We start from the raw sequence: 19,516 nt of genomic DNA on the forward strand, positions 1-19,516 counted from the left end.
CGACATTATGGACTTCCGTACACAGTCTGCGTCCTTTGACGCATTGGCCAGCTTCAATGCTGATGCCTTGATCCTGGTTCTGGGCGGTGACACGCTGCCCGCGGGCCTGGACGCCGGCCTGAGCGCCCTCATCAAGGACGCCATCAAGCTGGGCGACTTCGAGTTGAAAGCCGGCAAGTCGCTGGTGCTGCAGCGCCCCGCCGGTGTGAAGGTTCCGCGCGTGGTGCTGGCCGCCTCTGGCAAGACCAGCGTCAAGGCTGCACGCGCGGCGGTGCAAGCGGCGCTGGGTCTGCTCAAGGGCCGCGGCGTGGCGCATGCCGGCGTGGCATTTGTCGGCTTCGACCTCGCAGCTCACGGCGACAGCTTGGCCGAGCAGTTCGTGCTGGCCGCGGGCGATGCGACTTACGTGTACCGCCACACCAAGCCGAGCGCACCTGAAGCCGGTAAGCTGACCAAGCTGAGCCTGCTGGTGGACAAGGCCGACACGGCCTTCGCCAAGGCCGCCAAGCTGGGCCTGGCCCGCGGCGAGGCGATCGGTGCGGGTGTCGAGTTGGCCCGCGAATGCGCCAACCGTCCCGGCAACTACGCCACCCCGACCTTCCTCGGCGAGCAGGTCAAGGCCTTGGGCCAGACCTACGGCCTGAAGGTCGAAGTGCTGGACAAGAAGGCGGTCGAGAAGCTGGGCATGGGCTCCTTCCTGTCCGTGGCTCAAGGCTCGGACGAGCCGTTGCGTTTCATCGTGGCCCGCTACGAAGGTGCAGCCAAGACCCAGGCCCCTGTGGTGTTGGTGGGCAAGGGCATCACCTTCGACTCCGGCGGCATCTCGCTGAAGCCGGGCGCCGAAATGGACGAGATGAAGTTCGACATGGGCGGCGCCGCCAGCGTCATCGGCACCCTGCGTGCCGTGGCCGAGCTCAAGCCCAAGATCAATTTGGTGGTGCTGATCGCTGCCTGCGAGAACATGCCCAGCGGCCGAGCCCTCAAGCCGGGTGATGTGGTAACCTCGATGTCGGGCCAGACCATCGAAATCCTGAACACCGACGCCGAAGGCCGCCTGGTGCTCTGCGACGCGCTGACCTACGCCGAGCGTTTCAAGCCCGCCGCCGTGGTGGATGTGGCCACGCTGACGGGCGCTTGTGTGATCGCCCTGGGCGGCGTGCGCAGCGGCATGTACGCTAACGACGAGAGTCTTGCGCAAGCCCTGACCGCAGCCGGCGAAGCCTCGCTGGACCTGTGCTGGCGCATGCCACTGGATGACGACTACGAAGAAGGCCTCAAGAGCAACTTCGCGGACGTCGCCAATGTGGGCTCGCGCGCTGGTGGCTCGATCACTGCGGCCAAGTTCCTGCAGCGCTTTGCCAGCAAGTTCGTCTGGGGTCACCTGGACATCGCCGGTACCGCCTGGAAGGGCGGCGCGGCCAAGGGCGGCACCGGCCGTCCGGTCGGTCTGTTGACCCACTTTGTGCTGTCGCAAGTTCGTTGATCGAAGAATGGCGCGGGCGCCGGTGATCGGCGCCCGCCGTTTCTCGTTCACAAGGACCGAATGACTACCGAAGTCAGTTTCTACACCGGCGTTGCCGATCGACTCGGCTACCTCGTGCGCCTGCTGCGCAAGTCACAGCAGGCCGGGGTGCGCACGGGCGTGTGTGGCCCGGCCCATTTGCTGGGGCGGCTGGACAGCAAGCTCTGGGATGCCGAGGTCAGCATTTTTGTGCCGCACGCGCGCTGGGAAGCTGCGCATGCGGGTACGCCCTTGGGCGAGCACACGCCGATCTTGTTGATTGAGCGGTGCGCGGACTTGCCCCATCGCGAGGTGCTGCTCAATGTCGGCGCTGAAATGCCCGAAGGTTTCGACGAATTCCAGCGCGTGCTGGAGGTGGTGTCGACCGACCCTGAGCAGGTGCAGGCTGCGCGCCGGCGCTGGCGCCGCTATGAAGAGTTGGGCTTCAAGGTCACCCACCATAAAGTGTCCTGAGGGATTTGAAGCTTTGCCATTTGCACCCTGGCAAAGCCTGTTGCGCTTCCATGCTTTCCCCATGTCGTCACCCCCTTGTTTTGGGGTATGTTCAAGGGGTTGAGAATTCAACGGCAAATAACTCTCCTTCTTCCAACTCGGAGGTAATTCATGCAGGTTAAATTGAATGTTGTGGTCGGCGCCGTGGCGCTGATGCTGAGCGGTGCAGCCATGTCCCAGGACCTGGTCGTGAAGATCGGTCACGTCGGCCCCACCAGCGGCGCGATTGCCCACCTGGGCAAGGACAATGAGTTGGGCGCTCGCATGGCCATCACCGAGCTGAACGCCAAGGGCGTGATGATCGGCGGCAAGAAGGCCAAGTTCGAACTGCTGGCTGAAGACGACGCTGGCGATCCGAAGCAAGGTACGGCCGCAGCACAGAAGCTGGTGGACTCCAAGGTCAACGGCGTGGTCGGTCACCTGAACTCGGGTACCTCCATCCCCGCTTCCAAGGTTTACAGCGACGCTGGCATCCCCCAGATCTCGCCTTCGGCCACCAACCCCAAGTTCACACGCAACGGCTACAAGACCACATTCCGCGTGGTGGCTGACGACGTGCATTTGGGTGGCACGTTGGGCAAGTACGCCGTCAAGGAGCTGAAGGGCCAGTCGATCGCCGTGATCGACGACCGTACCGCTTACGGCCAAGGCGTGGCTGACGAGTTCGAAAAGGGCGTCAAGGCATCCGGCGGCAAGGTCGTTGGTCGCGAGTTCACCACTGACAAGGCCACGGACTTCACCGCCATCCTGACCAACTTGAAGGCCAAGAAGCCTGATGTGGTCTTCTTTGGCGGTATGGATGCTGTGGCCGGCCCGATGCTGCGCCAGATGAAGCAACTGGGCATCGAAGCCAAGTTCGTGGGCGGTGACGGCATCTGCTCGGGCGAACTGCCTAAGCTGGCTGCTGGCACCATGGGTGACGGCCAAGTGGTTTGCGCTGAAGCCGGTGGCGTGGAAGGCGAATCGAAGAAGACTTCGGACGCGTTCAAGGCCAAGTTCAAGGAAACCTACAAGGTTGAAGTCCAGATCTACGCACCTTACGTCTACGACGCTGTGAACGTTCTGGTGGCTGCCATGGTCAAGGCTGGTTCTTCCGAGCCGGCAAAGTATCTGCCGGTGTTGGCCAAGACCGAAGGCTACAAGGGCGTGACCGGCACCATTTCCTTCGACAACAAGGGCGACATCAAGAATGGCGCCCTGACCATGTACACCTACAAGGGTGGCGAGAAGGCGCAGATCGCCGTGGTTCGTTGATCTAGATAGGTCTTTTTGGATCGCAAAAGGCCCGCGTAAGCGGGCCTTTTTCATTTCACTGAACCGATGATGGGGTCAATTACGTCTTCAAACGTGGCAGTTTGGTTTCTCGTCCTGGCTTGATTTCCGTTTGCACTCGAAGCCCAAGTTTGTTTGCGGCACAGTCCCGTGGAAAAGGCACGCTGTCAGCTGCTGTGTTTTTCAAGGCGAATGTTGGATGCGTTCTACTGTGGGCTCTTAGTCGCTGGCTCCTGAAACTTCAATGGCCGTGTAGCGTTAATTTGTCTTTATTCCCGCGTGTCCCCCTCTAAACGGGGGGCTTTCAAGGTGGGTGGCTACAGGCATCATTCGCTCGCGATCAAGGTACGACCCAGCGTCAGATTTGATTGTCTGCTTCAAGGTCCGCAGCTAAGCGCGGAACGCCGGTGTCCACGCCCTGGGTGCCAAGAGTTTGAGGCAGGCACTTGACGCGGTTTGCAGTTCTGTTTTTGTGATCGGGGAATAGCATGATTCGGATATTCAGCCACTATTTGCACAGGCAAACCTTGCTGCAGGTCTTTTTTGATCTGGGGTTGATTGTTTTCGCGGTGGTGGCTGTGGTCATGAGTCAAGACGAGGCCGCGTCCTCGGTGATTCCCTTTGTTGCCTCTCATGGCTTGTCTTTGGCTGGTTGCATGTTCGTGATCAATTCGGCCAGTGGCCTCTATCAGCACGTTCACAACCGGTCACTGACAGAGTCCTGTGCTCGAGCTTTGCTGGGCTTGTTGTTCGGACTCCCGATTGCATATGCAATTTTCAGCCTCCTGCCTGTGGACCCTGGTCACCGCCAACTGGTGACTGTCGCTGCCATGGCCGCGGTGGCCGCCGTGATGGTGCACCGTGTTTACGCTGCTCACGCAGGAGCTCAGTCCCGGACTCGTACACGCATCCTGATTTTCGGGTCGGGTGCCGTGGCAAAGACTGTCGGTGCAACCCTGAAGGCGGCGGATCCGCATGCTTTGATCGTTGGGTATTTGCCAGGACCCAATGAGGAGAGCTTCGAAGTTCCCCAGGGTGAAATGATTGAATCGCGCGGCTCATTGACGGAGACCGCACGGAGCTTGGGCGTGGATGAAATCGTTGTGGCGCTGTCCGAGCGTCGCGGCGGTAGCATGCCCTTGCGTCAACTGCTTGACTGCAAGCTGTATGGCATTCGTGTGGTCGACATTGCCACGCACTTCGAGAAGACGCTGGCTCAGATCAAGATCAGCCACGTCAATGCAGGCTGGTTGATTTTTGGTGATGGCTTCAATCAAGGCATGGTGCGCACCGCGATCAAGCGCCTTTGCGATATCGTTTTCTCGTCGTTGATCTTCCTCGTCTCTCTGCCGATCATGGTGGTCACCGCCGTGCTGATCAAACTGGAATCGAAGGGCCCGGTCTTGTACCAACAAGAACGGGTCGGCTTGAACGGTGCCATTTTCAAGGTCATCAAGTTCCGGAGCATGCGGACCGACGCTGAGAAGGATGGCAAGCCACGTTGGGCAACCTTGAATGATGATCGGGTGACGCGTGTCGGTCGATTCATCCGCAAAGTGCGCATCGACGAGTTGCCCCAGCTGCTGAACGTGCTGCGCGGTGAGATGAGCATGGTGGGCCCCCGTCCCGAGCGCCAATTCTTTGTTGATGATTTGATCAGCAAGATTCCTTACTTCGCCGTCCGCCACAGCGTCAAGCCAGGTGTGACAGGTTGGGCTCAGGTTCGCTACGAGTATGGCTCGACCGTGGAAGACTCGATCGAGAAGCTGCAGTACGACCTGTACTACGTCAAGAACAATTCCTTGTTCCTCGATCTGTTGATCATGCTGGAAACTGTGGCTGTGGTGCTGACCGGCAAGGGCGCACGCTGATCGAGTTTCTGCGCTACTCAAGATGGGCCGGCTCTTGGAGCCGGCCATTTTTTTGTTCCGCTGCGGGCGAGCTCTTGGCATTTGTGCCGATTCAGCTGACCTGTACGTCGTGCTCCAATCGCTGATGCTTAACAGTTTGCTGGACCTCAGCTTGTTTGGTGATGCGCTGGCCGCTTCGGCCTATGCGGTGTTCACGCTCTATTTCACTTGGAAGCTTTGTTGGCGCCGCAGCGTGCCTGCGCACATCGTTTCCTACGTGTTTTTGTCTGCGCTCAGTGTCAGCACAGCCTGGGCGGCTTTGTCCTGGCTGACCCAGTGGCTGCGCCTGCCCATCGAGGTCGATGTCTGGCTGATCCCGCTGGCCGACTGGTTGCGCTATGCCCTGTGGCTCGCCTTTATCTGTCTGCTCTTGCGTCCGGCTGATGGCGGGGCTCGCGCAGCAGGTTTGCCTAGGTTCGTGCCGCTGGCGGTGTTGGTGTCCCTGGTTTCGCTGGCCTTTTTACTCTCGCGTGAATACAGCAGCCCGTGGCTGTCCTGGCCGGTCATGCTCAGCCGGCCCGCCGCATTTGCGTCGCTGGCTCAGGCTGTGGTGGGCCTGATTTTGTTAGAGCAGTTGCTGCGCAACGTTTCTGCGGATTCACGCTGGAATGCCAAGCCTGTCTGCCTTGGCCTGAGTGCCATCTTTGCCTTCGATTTGTTCTTTTTTTCGCAGGCTGCTTTGTTCCGGCGCTTTGACAGCGATGCTTTGAGCGTGCGCGCCTTGGTTCACAGTCTTGCGGTGCCTCTGCTGTTCATGGCCGCTCGTCGGCAAGTGGATTGGCTGGACAAGCTCCATGTCTCTCGGGCCGCCGTGTTTCATTCGGCCACGCTCCTGCTGGTGGGGGCTTATTTGCTGCTTGTGTCGGGGGTCGGCTATTACGTCCGTTACACCGGTGGTGAGTGGGGCAGGGCGCTGCAATTGGCCCTGATGTTTGTGGCGCTGATCGCGCTTGCTGTGGCTGTGCTGTCGGGCTCGATTCGAGCGCGCTTGAAGATCTACATCAGCAAGAATTTCTTCAATTACCGTTACGACTACCGAGAAGAGTGGCTTCGGTTTACCGCCATCCTGTCTTCGGGTAGCTCACCGCAGGAAATGGGCCTGACGGTGGTCAAGGCATTGGCCAATTTGGTGGAGGCGCCTTCAGGTGCGCTGTGGTTGCGGCGCGGTGTCGAAGCCGAATTGCATCCGGTGCTCCATTGGAACCTGCCCCAACAAGATCAGGCAGAACCGATCGCCTCCAGCTTTTGCGAGTTCCTGCGTGAGCGCAACTGGATTATCGATACCCAACAACTTCGTTCGTGGCGTCAGGATTACCAGGAGGTGGCTCTGCCTGACTGGCTGCTGGACGATGCGCGCTATTGGTTGGTCATTCCTTTGATCGTGGGCGGAGAACTGCTGGGATGGGTCTTGCTCGGGCGGCCACGGGCGCCCATCGAAGTCAACTGGGAAGTCCGAGACCTGCTCAAGACCGCCAGCAGTCAGGCTGCGAGCTATCTGGCCCAAATGCAGGCGGCAGAGGCCTTGCTAGAGGCACGCAAGTTCGATGCCTTCAATCGCATGTCGGCCTTTGTGGTTCATGATTTGAAAAACATCGTGACGCAGCTGTCCTTGATGATGAGGAACGCCAAACGGCTTCGAGATAATCCCGAGTTTCAGCAGGACATGCTGGATACGGTGGAAAACTCATTGGAAAAGATGCGCCAGTTGATGCTGCAATTGCGCGAGGGCGAAAAGCCGCATGGCTTGAGCAGTGGCGTGGACCTTGTCGGCATTGCCAAGCGCCTGGCCGCTGCAGCCGATGCGAAGGGGCGACGCCTGAACTTGCAATTGAACCAAGGCTTGCGTACGCGTGGCCACGAGGACCGGGTTGAGCGAGTTCTCGGTCATGTGGTGCAAAACGCATTTGATGCCAGTGAGGCTGAGGCCGCCGTGAGCTTGGTCCTGGAACAGAATGGCAGCATGGCTCGCCTCATCATCAGCGATCAAGGTTGCGGAATGAGCGAAGAATTCATTCAAAACCGGCTTTTTAAACCTTTCCAAACCACCAAATCCAGCGGCATGGGTATTGGGGCATATGAGAGCTACCAGTACCTGCAGGAACTAGGCGGGAAGATTTCGGTGGACAGCAAACTCAAGATCGGGACCACAGTGACGATTTCCTTGCCCTTGTTTCACAGCGGCGGAGCGGGTGAACATTCCTTGGTGGGCGGCGCATGAGTGCCGTGCGTCAACAACCTTTGCTGATCGTCGAAGACGATTTGTCCTTGCAGAAGCAGCTCAAGTGGTCGCTCGATCGGTTTGAGTCCGTTCTGGCTCAGGACGTGGCCTCGGCCGTGTTGCAGTTCCGACGCCACAGCCCGGCCGTGGTGACCATGGATTTGGGGCTGCCCCCGGATCAGGATTCGGTGTCCGAGGGTTTCAAGTGCCTGGAAAAGCTTTTGGAGCTCGACCCTTCGGCCAAGGTAATTGTGCTGACCGGTCAGAACGACCAGGACAACGCACTGCGCGCCATTCGCATGGGTGCCTACGATTTCCTGTCCAAGCCGGTTGATCCGGATGTGCTGAGCTTGACGGTCGAGCGTGCCTACCGGCTCTACGAGTTGCAGCAAGAGAATCGTCGCTTGCAAACCGCACAGCAAACGGGTGCCCTGAGCGGCCTGGTGACCCGGGATTCGCAGATGCAGCGCATCTGCCGGACGATCGAGAAGGTCGCCAGTAGTGATGTCACGGTGCTCTTGCTCGGCGAGAGCGGCACCGGCAAGGAGGTGCTGGCCCAGGGCTTGCATGAGGCATCCAAGCGGGAAGGGCGCTTCGTTGCCATCAACTGCGCGGCCATTCCAGAGAACCTGCTGGAGAGTGAGCTTTTTGGTTACGAGAAGGGGGCCTTTACCGGCGCCAGCAAGACCACCATAGGCAAGATCGAGACCGCCCACGGCGGCACCTTGATGCTGGATGAGATCGGCGACCTGCCCATGCCCTTGCAGGCCAAGCTCTTGCGATTCTTGCAAGAGCGGGTGATTGAGCGGGTCGGTGGTCGCAAAGAGATTCCCATCGATGTGCGGGTGATCGGCGCAACCCATCAGGACTTGAAGTCTCAAATCAGCTCAGGCGGTTTCCGAGAGGACTTGTATTACCGCCTGGCTGAAATCGTGATCGACATTCCTGCCCTGCGCGAGCGTCAGGGTGATGCGGTGCTTTTGGCTCACACGTTTTTGCGGAAATTCAGCAGCGAGCTGCGCCGCCCTGGCCTGAGTCTGGGTGAAGACGCGATCCGCAAGATCGAGGCCTATCCCTGGCCCGGCAATGTGCGAGAGCTGCAGAACATCATCAAGCGTGCCGCCATCATGGCCGACGGCCAACAGATCACAGCCGACGACATCGGCATCGCCGCTGCGGCGCCGGCGGATGGCGAAGAAGCGCCAGTCCTGGACTTGCGCACCGTTCGCGAGCGCGCTGAACGTCAGGCCGTGGTGGCCGCTTTGGCGCGGGTGGACGGCAATATCGTGCGCGCGTCTGAGTTGCTGGGAGTCAGTCGTCCGACCTTGTACGACCTGATGGACAAGTTGCAGATCAAGGCTTGATCAAGCGGGATGGTCGTTGAGGCTGGCTCGCGACACCCTCCGCTGCGATGGGCCTCAGCAGTCACTGTTTAGGTTGGCTGTGGCGGGTATAGCTCGCCTGATTTGCTTGGCTGCAAAAGCAAGGGCCCATTGAAACCGAGTCGATTTGTGGCCGGGCTGTGAAGCTCAGGGTCTTTGTGCTTTCGAAAAGCTGGGCGTCTTGCCGCTTGCAAACTTTGTCACGATTTTGCGCGCGACGTATATTGGCCGAACGGTGGCGAGCATGCGCCCGCAATGCCATGCGGCCCCGTCACTCCCGCTGATTCCATACCCGCCGCCCGAATGCAGCGGAGTTCTGGGGGACGCATCAGATTGAGGAATCTATGAGTCAAATCCGCCGGTCCAGTTTTCGCAAGAGCCTCCATCAACAGCTGCGCGGCTTGTTCCGCAAGTTCCCGCAGAGCATCCGCTTTCCTTTCTACCGGCGCATGGTGGACTGCGATCCCGCGCCCGACAGTCGATTGGAGCTGAAAATTGCGGAGAGCCAGGAAGAGCTGGAGGCATGTTTTCAGATCCTGCATGACGCCTACGTATCCAGCGGCTTCATGAAGCCGCATCCGTCTGGCATGCGCGTTACGATTTATCACGCACTGCCCACGACCACAACTTTGTGTGCCAAGTTCGACGGCCGTGTGGTGGGTACCATTTCAATCATCCGCGAAGGCGTGTTTGGCTTCCCCATGCAGTCGGCGTTTGACCTGACTCAAGTGCGCGCCAAGGGCGGAAAGATTGCGGAGATTTCCGCGTTGGCGGTACATCCTGAATTCCGTCGCACTGGCGGCGCGATCTTGTTCCCCTTGATGAAATTCATGCGGGAATACTGTGCGGAGTACTTTGACACCCGTCACTTGGTGATCGCTGTGAATCCCGATCGCATCGAGCTCTACGAGGCTGTGCTGTATTGCGAGCGGCTTCAGGAAAACGTTGTTGATCGCTATGACTTCGCCAACGGTGCGCCGGCTGTCGGCGCGACCCTGGATTTGCGTACCGCGTCGGCTGTGTTCAAGCAAGGCTACGGCCGCCGCCCACCGCGCAAGAACCTGCACAGGTACTTTTTTGAGCTGACTCTTCCCAATATCAAGCGGCCCAGCCGTAAGTATTTCACCACCAACGACCCGGTGATGACTCCTGAGTTGCTGGACTACTTCTTCAATCAAAGGACTCAAGTTCTTCCCCAACTCGACGATCGCAAGAAGTCCCTGCTGTGGTCGATTTACGATCAGGTCGAGTACCGCCCCGTACTGCCTTTGATGCAGGGCTCGGCTGATCACGGCCATCCATTGCGTCGTCACCAACGCTATTCCATCCGTTGCCCTGGCACAGTGGAGTTCGATCTGGGCGGGCAGAAACAGAGCTTCGTGTTGGATGTCATCGAGATCTCGCTTTCCGGCTTTCAAGCGGAGTCCAAGATCAGTCTGTCGCTTGAGCAGGACGGCTGGGCTGAAATCGATCTGGGGCACAACAAGCGTTCGCGGGTCGAGGTGCGTTTGGTGCGCCATCGAGAAACCGAAGCAGGGAATTTCTACGGCTTCAAGTTGTCCGATCCCGATCAGACGTGGCGCGAGTGCGTGGCCGCCTTGGAGATGAGCTTGACCTCAGGAGATTTGGCTTGATGCTTGGGATGCAAAGTGTTCTGCGGCCGGGCTGCTGGACTTGGGCTTCAGGCCTTCGCAACGTTGTGGCTGCGTTGGCCTTGCTTGTCTCTGCAGCTCATGCCCAGAATGCTTCGCCGCTACCGAGCACGGCCGAGATCATTGCGCGCAGCAAACCTTCGGTGGTGCTGGTCGGTACCTTCAACCCCTTGGCCAATCCGCGCTTTGCCTTCCGTGGCACAGGCTTTGCGGTGGCCGATGGTAGGCGTATCGCAACAAATGCCCATGTGCTGCCGGAGTCAGGGTCCGAGCAGGAGTCTCAATTGGTGGTGCAGGTCAAGCAGGCCAACGGTGCGTGGGAGATACGCAAAGTGCAGGATGTCAGCTTGGAGCGCTCTCACGACTTGGCGATTCTGGACATCGGCGCTCCGGCGTTGCGGCCTTTGCCATTGAAAACCGAGCTGCCCCAGGAGGGCACCGAGGTGCTTTTCATCGGCTTTCCCATCGGGGGCGCGCTGGGCTTTTCGCATGTCAGCCATCGCGGCATGATCTCGGCCATCACGCCCGTGGCCCTGCCTGCGCCCAGTTCCAATTCACTCAACGCTCGCAATCTGTCGCAACTGCGTTCTGGTGCTTTCAACATCTTGCAGATGGACGCTGTGGCCTACCCCGGCAACAGCGGGGGGCCAGTGCTCGATGCCCGTACAGGCGAGGTGCTGGGCGTCATCAACATGGTCTTGATCAAGAACACCAAGGAATCGGTGTTGGCCCAACCCTCAGGTATCAGCTACGCCATACCGATAGATAACGTGGCTCGCATTTTGCAGCGCTGATCCGCCGGCATCTGGCCCGGCACGTCCTGCCTTGCTTGCAGTAGAGGAGTCGTCATGAATGTATTGATCACCGGTGGCGCTGGATTCATCGGCACCCACACCACCCGCGCTTTGGTGGCCCAGGGGCATCGCGTCCGGATTCTGGACAGCCTGGACCCGCAGATTCACGGCGCTGAACCGAAGTTCAGTGCCGCGCTGCAAGAACTGGCGGAATGTCGCCTGGGCTCGGTGTTGAGCTTGAGTGATTGCATGGAGGCCTTGGACGGTATCGATGCCGTGTATCACATGGCCGCGCGCACGGGCGTGGGGCAAAGCATGTATGAGATCGCGGACTATGTGTCCACGAATGTGCTGGGCACGGCCGTCCTTTTGGAAGCCATTCTGAAGAAGAAGGTGGAGCTCCATCGCCTGGTGCTCTCGTCTTCGCGGGCCATTTACGGTGAAGGCCTGTACAACTGCCCGATTCACGGCATCCAGCATCCCGAGATCCGTTCGGTGGCGGCCATGAATCGAGGCGATTTCTCCATGCCATGCCCGCATTGCCAGGCGCCGATGCAGGCCATGCCAACGACCGAGGATTGCCCGTCCGCGCCTTTGTCGGTGTATGCGCGTACGAAGAAAGAGCAGGAAGACTACTGCGACTACTTTGCCAAGACTTACCAACTGCCCGTCACCACTTTGCGCTATTTCAATGTTTATGGCTCCGGCCAGTCGTTGAAAAATCCCTACACCGGGGTGGTCTCGATCTTCTTTTCCTTGCTTCGCGAGGGCAAGTCCCTGTCCATGTACGAGAGCGGACTACCGATCCGCGATTTCGTGCATGTCCGCGACGTGGTGCAAGCCAATGTCTTGGCCTTGAGCACGCCAAGTGCCGCCGGCCAGAAGTTCAATGTCGGCTCCGGCGTCCCTGCCAGCATTGCCGACATCGCCCGGACACAAGCACAGGCGATGAAGCTCGACGCCCAACTGGACGACCGTGGCGAGTTCCGCGTGGGCGACATCTTCGCCTGCTACGCCGATCTGGCGCGTTCTCGCCGAGACCTCGGCTTCCAACCTCAAGTAGACCTGCTTCAGGGCATGGAGGAGTTTGTGGCCTGGGCCTCGGGTGAACAGTCCGAGAATTTGTACGACAAGACTGTGAGCGAGCTCCGCGCCCACGGCCTCTTTGGCCAGGCACGGCGGTCTTGAGGCTTGCTCGCGCCACGTCCTCACCCACACTGAGTCGCGACTGATGATTGCATCGAAATTGCTGTTTGTGGCTGAGGCTGTTTCCTTGGCCCACGTGGCACGACCCAGCGTCCTGGCCCACCGCGCTGTTGAGTTGGGCCATGAGGTTGTGTTTGCGAGCAATGGTCAGTTTCCGATCTGCTCGGCCAGCCCTGAATGGCAATCTCACACCCTGCAGAGCATTGCGCCTGCGCTGTTTCTGCAGCGCCTGGCGGCGGGGCAGCCGGTCTACACCGAGGCGGAATTGCGCCAGTACGTGGAGGCCGACATCCGCATGCTTGAGTCCGTGCGCCCAGCCGCGGTCGTGGGTGACTATCGGCTTTCCCTGAGTGTGGCGGCGCGTAAGGTCGGCATTCCTCTGCTCTCGATCGCCAACGCGCATTGGAGCCCGTTTGCTCGTGATCAGCGCATGCAGGCGCCTGAGATGGCGCCGGCTCGCTATCTGGGCTATGCAGGCCTGGATCTGGTGTTTCGTGCCGTTTGGCCATGGGCCAGCTTGCATCACTGTGCTGCGATGAATCGGGTGCGCAAGGACCATGGCTTGCCGCCCTATCAAACCTTGCGGGAGTACTACTGCGATGGTGATCTGACGCTCTATTCGGACACCCCAGCCCTGGTGCCTACCGAGGGCTTGCCAGCGTCGCACCACTATGTCGGGCCTATCGTCTGGTCGCCGACCATGGGATTGCCCGAATGGTGGGAGCGGGCCGTCAGCCAAACCCGGCCGCTGGCCTATATCACTCTTGGCTCGACCGGCAGCGTTGACCTGCTGCCTGGAATCATTGAAGCCTGTCTGGCCGAGGGCTTGAGTTGCCTAGTGGCCACGGCCGGTCGCAGCGACTTCCGCTCGGACTCACCTCATGTGTTCAGCGCGCCCTATCTGCCGGGCAGCGAGGCGGCCGCCCGGGCCGACCTGGTGGTTTGCAACGGCGGCAGTGCCACCGTGCAGCAGGCCTTGCAGAAGGGGCGGCCGGTGTTGGGCATCTGCTCCAACCTGGACCAGGTTTTGACCATGAAGGCCATGCAGCAAGCGGGCGTCGGGCGCTATTTCCGCGCCGGGCAATTCGCGCAGCCGCGCATGCGTCAGGCCTTGCGCGACTTGGCGACTGATCCGGCGCTGCGCGCGCGAGCCGCAGCGATGGTTGGTGAGTTTGCGCAATGGGATCCCCGCATCCATTTCCCGCGTGTCCTGCACACCGTCCTGGCTTGAGCGGCAGGCTGCGCCTGAGACAATGCGCGGATGAATTTGCCCGTCTCACCCGATTCCCCTGTTTCCCCAGTTGCCGAAGTCAGGCCCGAGGGTTTTCTTCGTGTCCAGGCAGTCTTGCGACAACGCGGCCATGCTCAGCCCCCCCGTTGGCTCGACGTCGCCGCGCGGACTTCGCAAGAAGCAGCCGAGGCCTTGGGCGTCAGCCTGGGCCAGATTGCCAAATCGGTGGTGTTTCGTCGCCGAGCCGATGACGCCGCGGTGATGGTGATTGCCTCGGGCGACCGCCGCGTTGACGAGAAAAAGCTGCATCAGCACACCGGGCCTCTGGGCCGTGCCGATGCCGACTACGTCAAGGCACGCACCGGTTTTTCGATTGGCGGGGTGTCTCCGCTGGGCTTTGCGCCGTTGCCGGGGCTGCCTTTGCCTCAGCTGTTTCTGGACGCTGATCTGCAGCGCTTCGAGCTCATCTGGGCTGCGGCTGGCCATCCGAACGGCGTGTTTCCGATGAGCCCTCAGGAGCTCAAGCATTTGACCGGTGCCGAGTTCATCGAGGTGGTGCAAGCATGAGTGGCCTGCGTCCTCCTGTGCCCGTGGCGGCGCCAGTGCCGGCCTCTACCGTGAGCTCCCCCTGCACCAATATCTGCCGTATTCATGCGCCGACCGGCTGGTGCGAAGGTTGTGCCCGCAGCATTCCGGAAATCACCGTCTGGTCACGCGCCGACGATGAGACACGCCGCGAGATCCTGGCGCGCCTGCCCGAGCGTCGCGAGCAATTGGCAGAGCAGGGCATTTTCATCGCCTGAGTGCCCGTCCGCACGAGTCCTTCAGATCTACTTTCGTCCACCCGCGTTCGGCTGGGGCCCACAGGGCCGCAGCACCCGACAGGAGCCTTACTCATGAAACAGCTGCGCTTTTATTTCGACCCGATTTCTCCCTACGCGGCCTTGGCTTTCGAGCATCTGCCTCAAGCCTTGGAGGGATTGAGCTACAGCGTCGAATACCGGCCGATTCTGTTTGCGGCCTTGCTTCACGCTTTGGGCCAGAAAGGACCCGCCGAGATTGAACCCAAGCGCCAGTGGACTTTCCGTCAGGTCAGCTGGGCCGCTCACAAGTTGGGACTGCCGCTGCAGGTGCCGGCCCAGCACCCATTCAACCCCTTGCCTTTGCTGCGCCTCGCCTGGGCCTGTGCCCCGGCGGGCGGCACGCCGAACCGAGCCACAGTCGAGCGCATCTTCCGTCACGTCTGGCGCAGCGAGGGTGCTCATCCCGCCGATGCCGCGCGTTTGGCCGCGCTGACGCAGGAGCTCGCTCCGGTGCGCGACCCCGCCAGCGAAGAAATCAAGGAAACCCTGCGTGGGGCCACCGAAGCAGCGCTGACGCTCGGGGTGTTCGGGGTGCCGACGATCGAGGTCGACGGCCGGCTGTTCTGGGGCCTGGATTCGCTGGAGATGCTGGCCGCCTACCTCAAGGGTGACGCCTGGTTTGAGCAGGGCGACTGGGAGGCGGCCGCCGTGCCGCGCCCTGGCTTGCGCCGCGCCGGTACCTAAGGCTTGCCGCCAAGTCGAGTGCGGCAGCTCGGGCTGGCGCGGCCGGCGATGTCTTGAGCTGACGCGCTAGTTCAGCGGCATACCGAGGCTGACAGACTCAGCCCGGGACTTACCCTGTAAAGGCTATAAATTTCGGATTGTGAAATTTTTAAGCAGGGTTGCAGCGGATTTTGTCAGCCTGGATTCAGTTCGGCGTCAGAGTTGGGTCAGAGCCGGCTCCCATGATGCGTGTCAAGAGCTACCGGTCGGTGGCTCTCAAGCAAACGTCGGTTTGCAAGAGGATGGGCCCTCAGCCTTTTGCTGGTGAGAGCCTCTCAGGACCCCAGGTCCATCCCCTTGTGGCCGGACGAAATCAACGGAGACACCCACCATGGCAACTGCAAACGCAGTCTCCACCAACACGCCGATGACGGCAGAGGAAAAGAAGGTCATCTTCGCCTCCTCGCTCGGCACCGTGTTCGAGTGGTACGACTTCTACCTCTACGGTTCGCTGGCGGCCATCATCGCCAAGCAATTCTTCTCGCAACTGGATCCACAGGCGGCCTTCATCGCCTCGCTGCTGGCCTTTGCGGCTGGCTTCATCGTGCGCCCCTTCGGCGCTCTGGTGTTCGGTCGCCTGGGTGACATGATCGGCCGCAAGTACACCTTCTTGGTGACCATCCTGCTCATGGGCCTGTCGACCTTCATCGTCGGCATCTTGCCCGGTTCGGCCACCATCGGCGCTGCGGCTCCGGTGATCCTGATCGCACTGCGCATGCTGCAAGGCCTGGCCCTCGGCGGCGAATACGGCGGCGCTGCCACTTATGTGGCAGAGCATGCGCCACAAGGCAAGCGCGGCGCCTACACCTCCTGGATTCAAACCACGGCGACACTGGGCCTGTTCCTGTCGCTGATGGTGATTCTGGGCACGCGAACCCTGGTCGGCGAGGCTGCGTTTGCCGATTGGGGCTGGCGTGTTCCTTTCTTGGTGTCCATCCTGCTGCTGGCCATCAGCGTCTGGATCCGCCTGTCGATGAATGAATCGCCGGCCTTCCAGAAGATGAAGGCAGAAGGCAAGACCTCCAAGGCGCCTTTGTCTGAGTCTTTCGGTCAGTGGAAGAACTTGAAGATCGTTGCCCTGGCCTTGTTCGGCCTGGTGGCTGGTCAAGGTGTGGTCTGGTATTCGGGCCAGTTCTACGCCCTGTTCTTCCTGACCAGCGTGTTGAAGGTGGACAACGCCACCGCCAACATCATGGTGGCTGTCTCGCTGCTGCTGGGTACACCCTTCTTCGTGATCTTCGGCACTCTGTCGGACAAGATCGGTCGCAAGCCCATCATCATGGCGGGTCTGCTGCTGGCCATCGTCACCTACTTCCCGCTGTTCAAGGCTCTGACCAACGCTGCCAACCCGGATCTGGCCAAGGCTCAAGCCAGCGCCCAGATCACCCTGACCGTGGACATGAGCACCTGCTCCTTCCAGGGCAGCCCGGTGGCCAAGGAAGTGGACTTCACCAGCTCCTGCGACATCGCCAAGCGTGCCCTGGCGCAGTCCTCGGCCAGCTATGAAACCCTGCCGGGCCCCGCTGGTTCGGTGGCCGTTATCAAGATCGGCGACAAGGTCGTCAATGGCCTGAACGCGACCAAGCTGAACGACTACAAGTTTGACGAAGCAACGGTCAAGGGCATTGCCGCTTTCAAGAAGGAACTGTCTGAAGGCCTGAAGGCCGCCGGCTATCCCGCCAAGGCCGACCCGGCCAAGGTCAACCAGCCCATGGTCGTGGCCATCCTCTTCGTCCTGGTGCTGTACGTGACCATGGTTTACGGTCCGATCGCCGCGATGCTGGTGGAGATGTTCCCGACTCGCATCCGCTACACCTCGATGAGCTTGCCGTACCACATCGGCAATGGCTGGTTCGGTGGCCTGCTGCCTTCCATCACCTTTGCGATGGTGGCTCAGAACGGCAACATCTATCACGGCCTCTGGTACCCGATCGGCGTCGCCGCCATGACCCTGGTCATCGGCCTGCTGTTTGTGCGTGAAACCAAGGACGTGGACATCTACGCCAAGGATTGAAACAGGCCCTGTCTTGCTTGGTCTCGTGCTCAAGGCGCGGCCAGGCAAGCACGGTGAGTTTGAATTGGAAAGGGAGGCCGCTGGCCTCCCTTTTTTGTGCCTGTCACCCGTTGCTAAGCCGGTCTCAAACTCCACCGGGGCTGGGCTGCGGCCAACTTCTGGGGCTGAGGTGGTCCCCGTTGCCGCCTTGCCGCTGAAGTGCTGGATTAGCTGGAATGCTTGCCCGGCGCCAGCTGGCAGTTTGCGCCTCTGTACGCTCAGCCTGCTGTCAGCTTGGCGCGCAAGAATTCAGCATCCAAACTTTTGATTCGGGAATACAACCATGTGGAAATTGCTCGTCGGATTCTTTTTGTTCGCAGCCCTGGCCATCTTCATCATGAGCAAGGGTGGCGACATCGATATGAGCGGCGAAAAGCATGATGTGACGGCGGGCCATGCCGAAGCGCCTGCGGCGGCCTCTGAGCCCGCTGCTGCGGTGGCCGCTTCGGCACCGGCTTCTGCTGCCTCCAACTGAGGAGCTTGCCCCGGGCTGCCGAGGCAGCCCGTTAGCGCTGCATTGAAACGTTCGAGTGCCGTGTCTCAGTGCAGTGCTTCTTCGCTGCCGCTGCCGCGTTGCGGCGCAACGATAGGCAGGTGCATCACCATGCGGGTGCCCTGGCCGACAGTGCTGAACACTTCGATCTGGCCGCCCAGCACATGGGTGACGATGTTGTGCACGATGTGCATGCCCAGACCGGAGCCGCCGGTGCCCAGCTTGGTGGTAAAGAAGGGGTCGAAGATGCGGCGCCGTACCGACTCATCCATGCCGCGGCCGTCATCCTCGACGCTCAATTCGACCTCCTCGGCACTGGGCAGGCTGCACCGCACCAGGACTTCTCCCTGTTCGCGGCCTTCGAAACCATGTACCAAGGCGTTGATCAGCAAATTGGTCAGCACTTGGCCCAGCGATCCCGGATAGCTGCTCATCTCGATGCCCCTCACCAACTCGGTCCGGATCAAGAAAGGCGTGTGCTTGAAGCTGGGCTCGACCATGACCAGCACGTCCTCGATCACCCGGTCGAGCTCGAAGTCGCGGCGCGAGTCGGTGGTCTGGTCGATGGCCACGCGCTTGAAATCACGCACCAAGTCAGCAGCCTTCTGCACATTGCGCTGCAGGATGTCCTGGCCGCGTCGGGTGTCGCGCACCAGGTCCTCAAGCACGCTGCGTCGCATCGGTGTGTTGTTGCTCAGCATCTCGTCGAGTTGTCGGTAGCGGTCCTCCAGCGAGGACACCACCGTGAGCGAGTTGCCCAGGGGCGTGTTCAGTTCATGGGCCACGCCCGCCACCAAGCGCCCCAGGGATGCCAGCTTCTCTGATTCGACCAGTTCATGCTGGGCCGTCTTCAGGTTGGCCAAAGCCTGGGTGAGATCGCCATTGCTGGTGGTCAGTTCAGCCGTGCGCTGTTCCACCTGTTCCTCCAGGGTGTTGGCGTGTTCGCGCAAGGCGTCGAAGGCTTGTAGCAAAGACTGGCGCATGCGCTCCATGGACAGCCCGACTCGGGCAATTTCATCGCTACCGCCGAGCTTCAGCGGCTGCTGCAGCTGGCCAGCGGCCAAGGCTTCGGCGGCCTGCGTCAGTTGGGTCATGGGTTGCAGCACGCGGCGTTGCATCACCCACAGGATCAGGGCTGAGGACAAGGTCAGGGTCAGGAAACTGCGCCACAAGGTGCGCAGCATTTCGGCCTGCTTGGCCTCGAGCAAGGGCGCGGCACTCATTTCCACCGTCAGCTCGGCAATCTTGCGCCCATCGCGCATGACGGCCCGGCTTTCGCTCAGGGTCAGGTCCGGTTCGGTTGCCGCTTCTTGCTTGCGGCGCAGCTCCTGAAACGGGGCGACGGAGGAGGGCTCGCGCACCACGACCGAAACAAAGCGCGGGTCATCGAACTGGGCCTTGATCATCGGTTCGGCCAGGTCGGGCGAGACCTGCCACACCGGCTCGGCCAGCGACAGGGCCATCACTTCCGTGGTGCGCACCAGGTCACGCTTGAGATCCTCCAGCGCTGTGCGCCGCGTCTTTTGCGCGTCATAAAGCAGCACCAAGGCCGTCGGCACCAGCAGGCCGATCAGCAGGGCGACGATGACCGCGTAACGAAGCGACGCGCGTTCAAACATCATGGAACCCGGTCCGTGCGAGGGCGGCGATGCAAACCAGGGTCGGCAGGGGCAGGAAGCGGTGCGTCATCACGTCAACAGGGGCC

At 60.7% G+C, this 19,516-nt stretch carries 16 protein-coding genes; 15 read left to right on the top strand and 1 reads right to left on the bottom strand.

Translation table 11 applies throughout. The annotated features are described in order from the left end of the window. Positions 1–7 precede the first annotated feature (7 nt). The 15 genes from ACQY39_RS14045 to ACQY39_RS14115 all read left to right on the top strand — a co-directional run bounded on the left by ACQY39_RS14045 (position 8) and on the right by ACQY39_RS14115 (position 17,793). Entirely contained in the window at positions 8–1,483 is a 1,476-nt protein-coding gene (locus ACQY39_RS14045) for a leucyl aminopeptidase (RefSeq protein WP_428507204.1), read from the top strand. Between the two features lie 60 nt (positions 1,484–1,543). Next, positions 1,544–1,975, top strand: coding sequence for a DNA polymerase III subunit chi (locus ACQY39_RS14050; RefSeq protein WP_428507206.1), 432 nt, complete (start codon positions 1,544–1,546; stop codon positions 1,973–1,975). A gap of 150 nt (positions 1,976–2,125) precedes the next feature. Next, positions 2,126–3,268, top strand: coding sequence for a branched-chain amino acid ABC transporter substrate-binding protein (locus ACQY39_RS14055; RefSeq protein WP_428507208.1), 1,143 nt, complete (start codon positions 2,126–2,128; stop codon positions 3,266–3,268). A 506-nt stretch (positions 3,269–3,774) separates the two neighbouring features. After that, positions 3,775–5,157, top strand: coding sequence for a TIGR03013 family XrtA/PEP-CTERM system glycosyltransferase (locus ACQY39_RS14060; protein WP_428507210.1), 1,383 nt, complete (start codon positions 3,775–3,777; stop codon positions 5,155–5,157). Positions 5,158–5,191: 34 nt separating this feature from the next. Continuing rightward, a complete protein-coding gene (gene prsK / locus ACQY39_RS14065) occupies positions 5,192–7,414 on the top strand; it encodes an XrtA/PEP-CTERM system histidine kinase PrsK (RefSeq protein WP_428507212.1) in 2,223 nt (740 codons plus the stop codon). After that, positions 7,411–8,778 (top strand): PEP-CTERM-box response regulator transcription factor, encoded by a 1,368-nt coding sequence (prsR, locus tag ACQY39_RS14070; protein ID WP_428507214.1) that lies wholly within the window; start codon positions 7,411–7,413, stop codon positions 8,776–8,778. Before prsK ends, prsR begins: the two co-directional genes overlap by 4 nt. A gap of 362 nt (positions 8,779–9,140) precedes the next feature. Then, the gene (locus ACQY39_RS14075) at positions 9,141–10,430 is read left to right on the top strand and encodes a GNAT family N-acetyltransferase (protein ID WP_428507216.1); all 1,290 of its coding nucleotides are present in this window, start codon (positions 9,141–9,143) and stop codon (positions 10,428–10,430) included. Between the two features lie 80 nt (positions 10,431–10,510). After that, positions 10,511–11,242, top strand: a complete 732-nt coding sequence (locus tag ACQY39_RS14080) for a S1C family serine protease (protein ID WP_428507218.1) — start codon at positions 10,511–10,513, stop codon at positions 11,240–11,242. A gap of 54 nt (positions 11,243–11,296) precedes the next feature. Beyond that, on the top strand, positions 11,297–12,430 hold the full coding sequence (locus ACQY39_RS14085; protein ID WP_428507220.1) for an NAD-dependent epimerase/dehydratase family protein: 1,134 nt from the start codon (positions 11,297–11,299) through the stop codon (positions 12,428–12,430). Between the two features lie 43 nt (positions 12,431–12,473). After that, entirely contained in the window at positions 12,474–13,679 is a 1,206-nt protein-coding gene (locus tag ACQY39_RS14090; protein WP_428507222.1) for a glycosyltransferase, read from the top strand. 30 nt (positions 13,680–13,709) lie between these two features. Further along, complete coding sequence (locus ACQY39_RS14095; RefSeq protein WP_428507224.1) at positions 13,710–14,246, top strand: YbaK/EbsC family protein; 537 nt, start codon at positions 13,710–13,712, stop codon at positions 14,244–14,246. Beyond that, positions 14,243–14,482 (top strand): DUF1289 domain-containing protein, encoded by a 240-nt coding sequence (locus ACQY39_RS14100; RefSeq protein ID WP_428507226.1) that lies wholly within the window; start codon positions 14,243–14,245, stop codon positions 14,480–14,482. Before ACQY39_RS14095 ends, ACQY39_RS14100 begins: the two co-directional genes overlap by 4 nt. A gap of 93 nt (positions 14,483–14,575) precedes the next feature. Then, positions 14,576–15,226, top strand: a complete 651-nt coding sequence (locus ACQY39_RS14105; RefSeq protein ID WP_428507228.1) for a 2-hydroxychromene-2-carboxylate isomerase — start codon at positions 14,576–14,578, stop codon at positions 15,224–15,226. 370 nt (positions 15,227–15,596) lie between these two features. After that, entirely contained in the window at positions 15,597–17,279 is a 1,683-nt protein-coding gene (locus tag ACQY39_RS14110) for an MFS transporter (RefSeq protein ID WP_428507230.1), read from the top strand. 322 nt (positions 17,280–17,601) lie between these two features. Next, entirely contained in the window at positions 17,602–17,793 is a 192-nt protein-coding gene (locus tag ACQY39_RS14115; protein ID WP_263517484.1) for a hypothetical protein, read from the top strand. A gap of 65 nt (positions 17,794–17,858) precedes the next feature. On the opposite strand, the gene ACQY39_RS14120 is transcribed toward ACQY39_RS14115, so the two are convergent. Next, complete coding sequence (locus ACQY39_RS14120; protein WP_428507232.1) at positions 17,859–19,433, bottom strand: ATP-binding protein; 1,575 nt, start codon at positions 19,431–19,433, stop codon at positions 17,859–17,861. Positions 19,434–19,516: the final 83 nt, after the last annotated feature.

Source organism: Roseateles sp., from assembly GCF_965262435.1.
GTDB lineage: Bacteria > Pseudomonadota > Gammaproteobacteria > Burkholderiales > Burkholderiaceae_C > Paucibacter_A.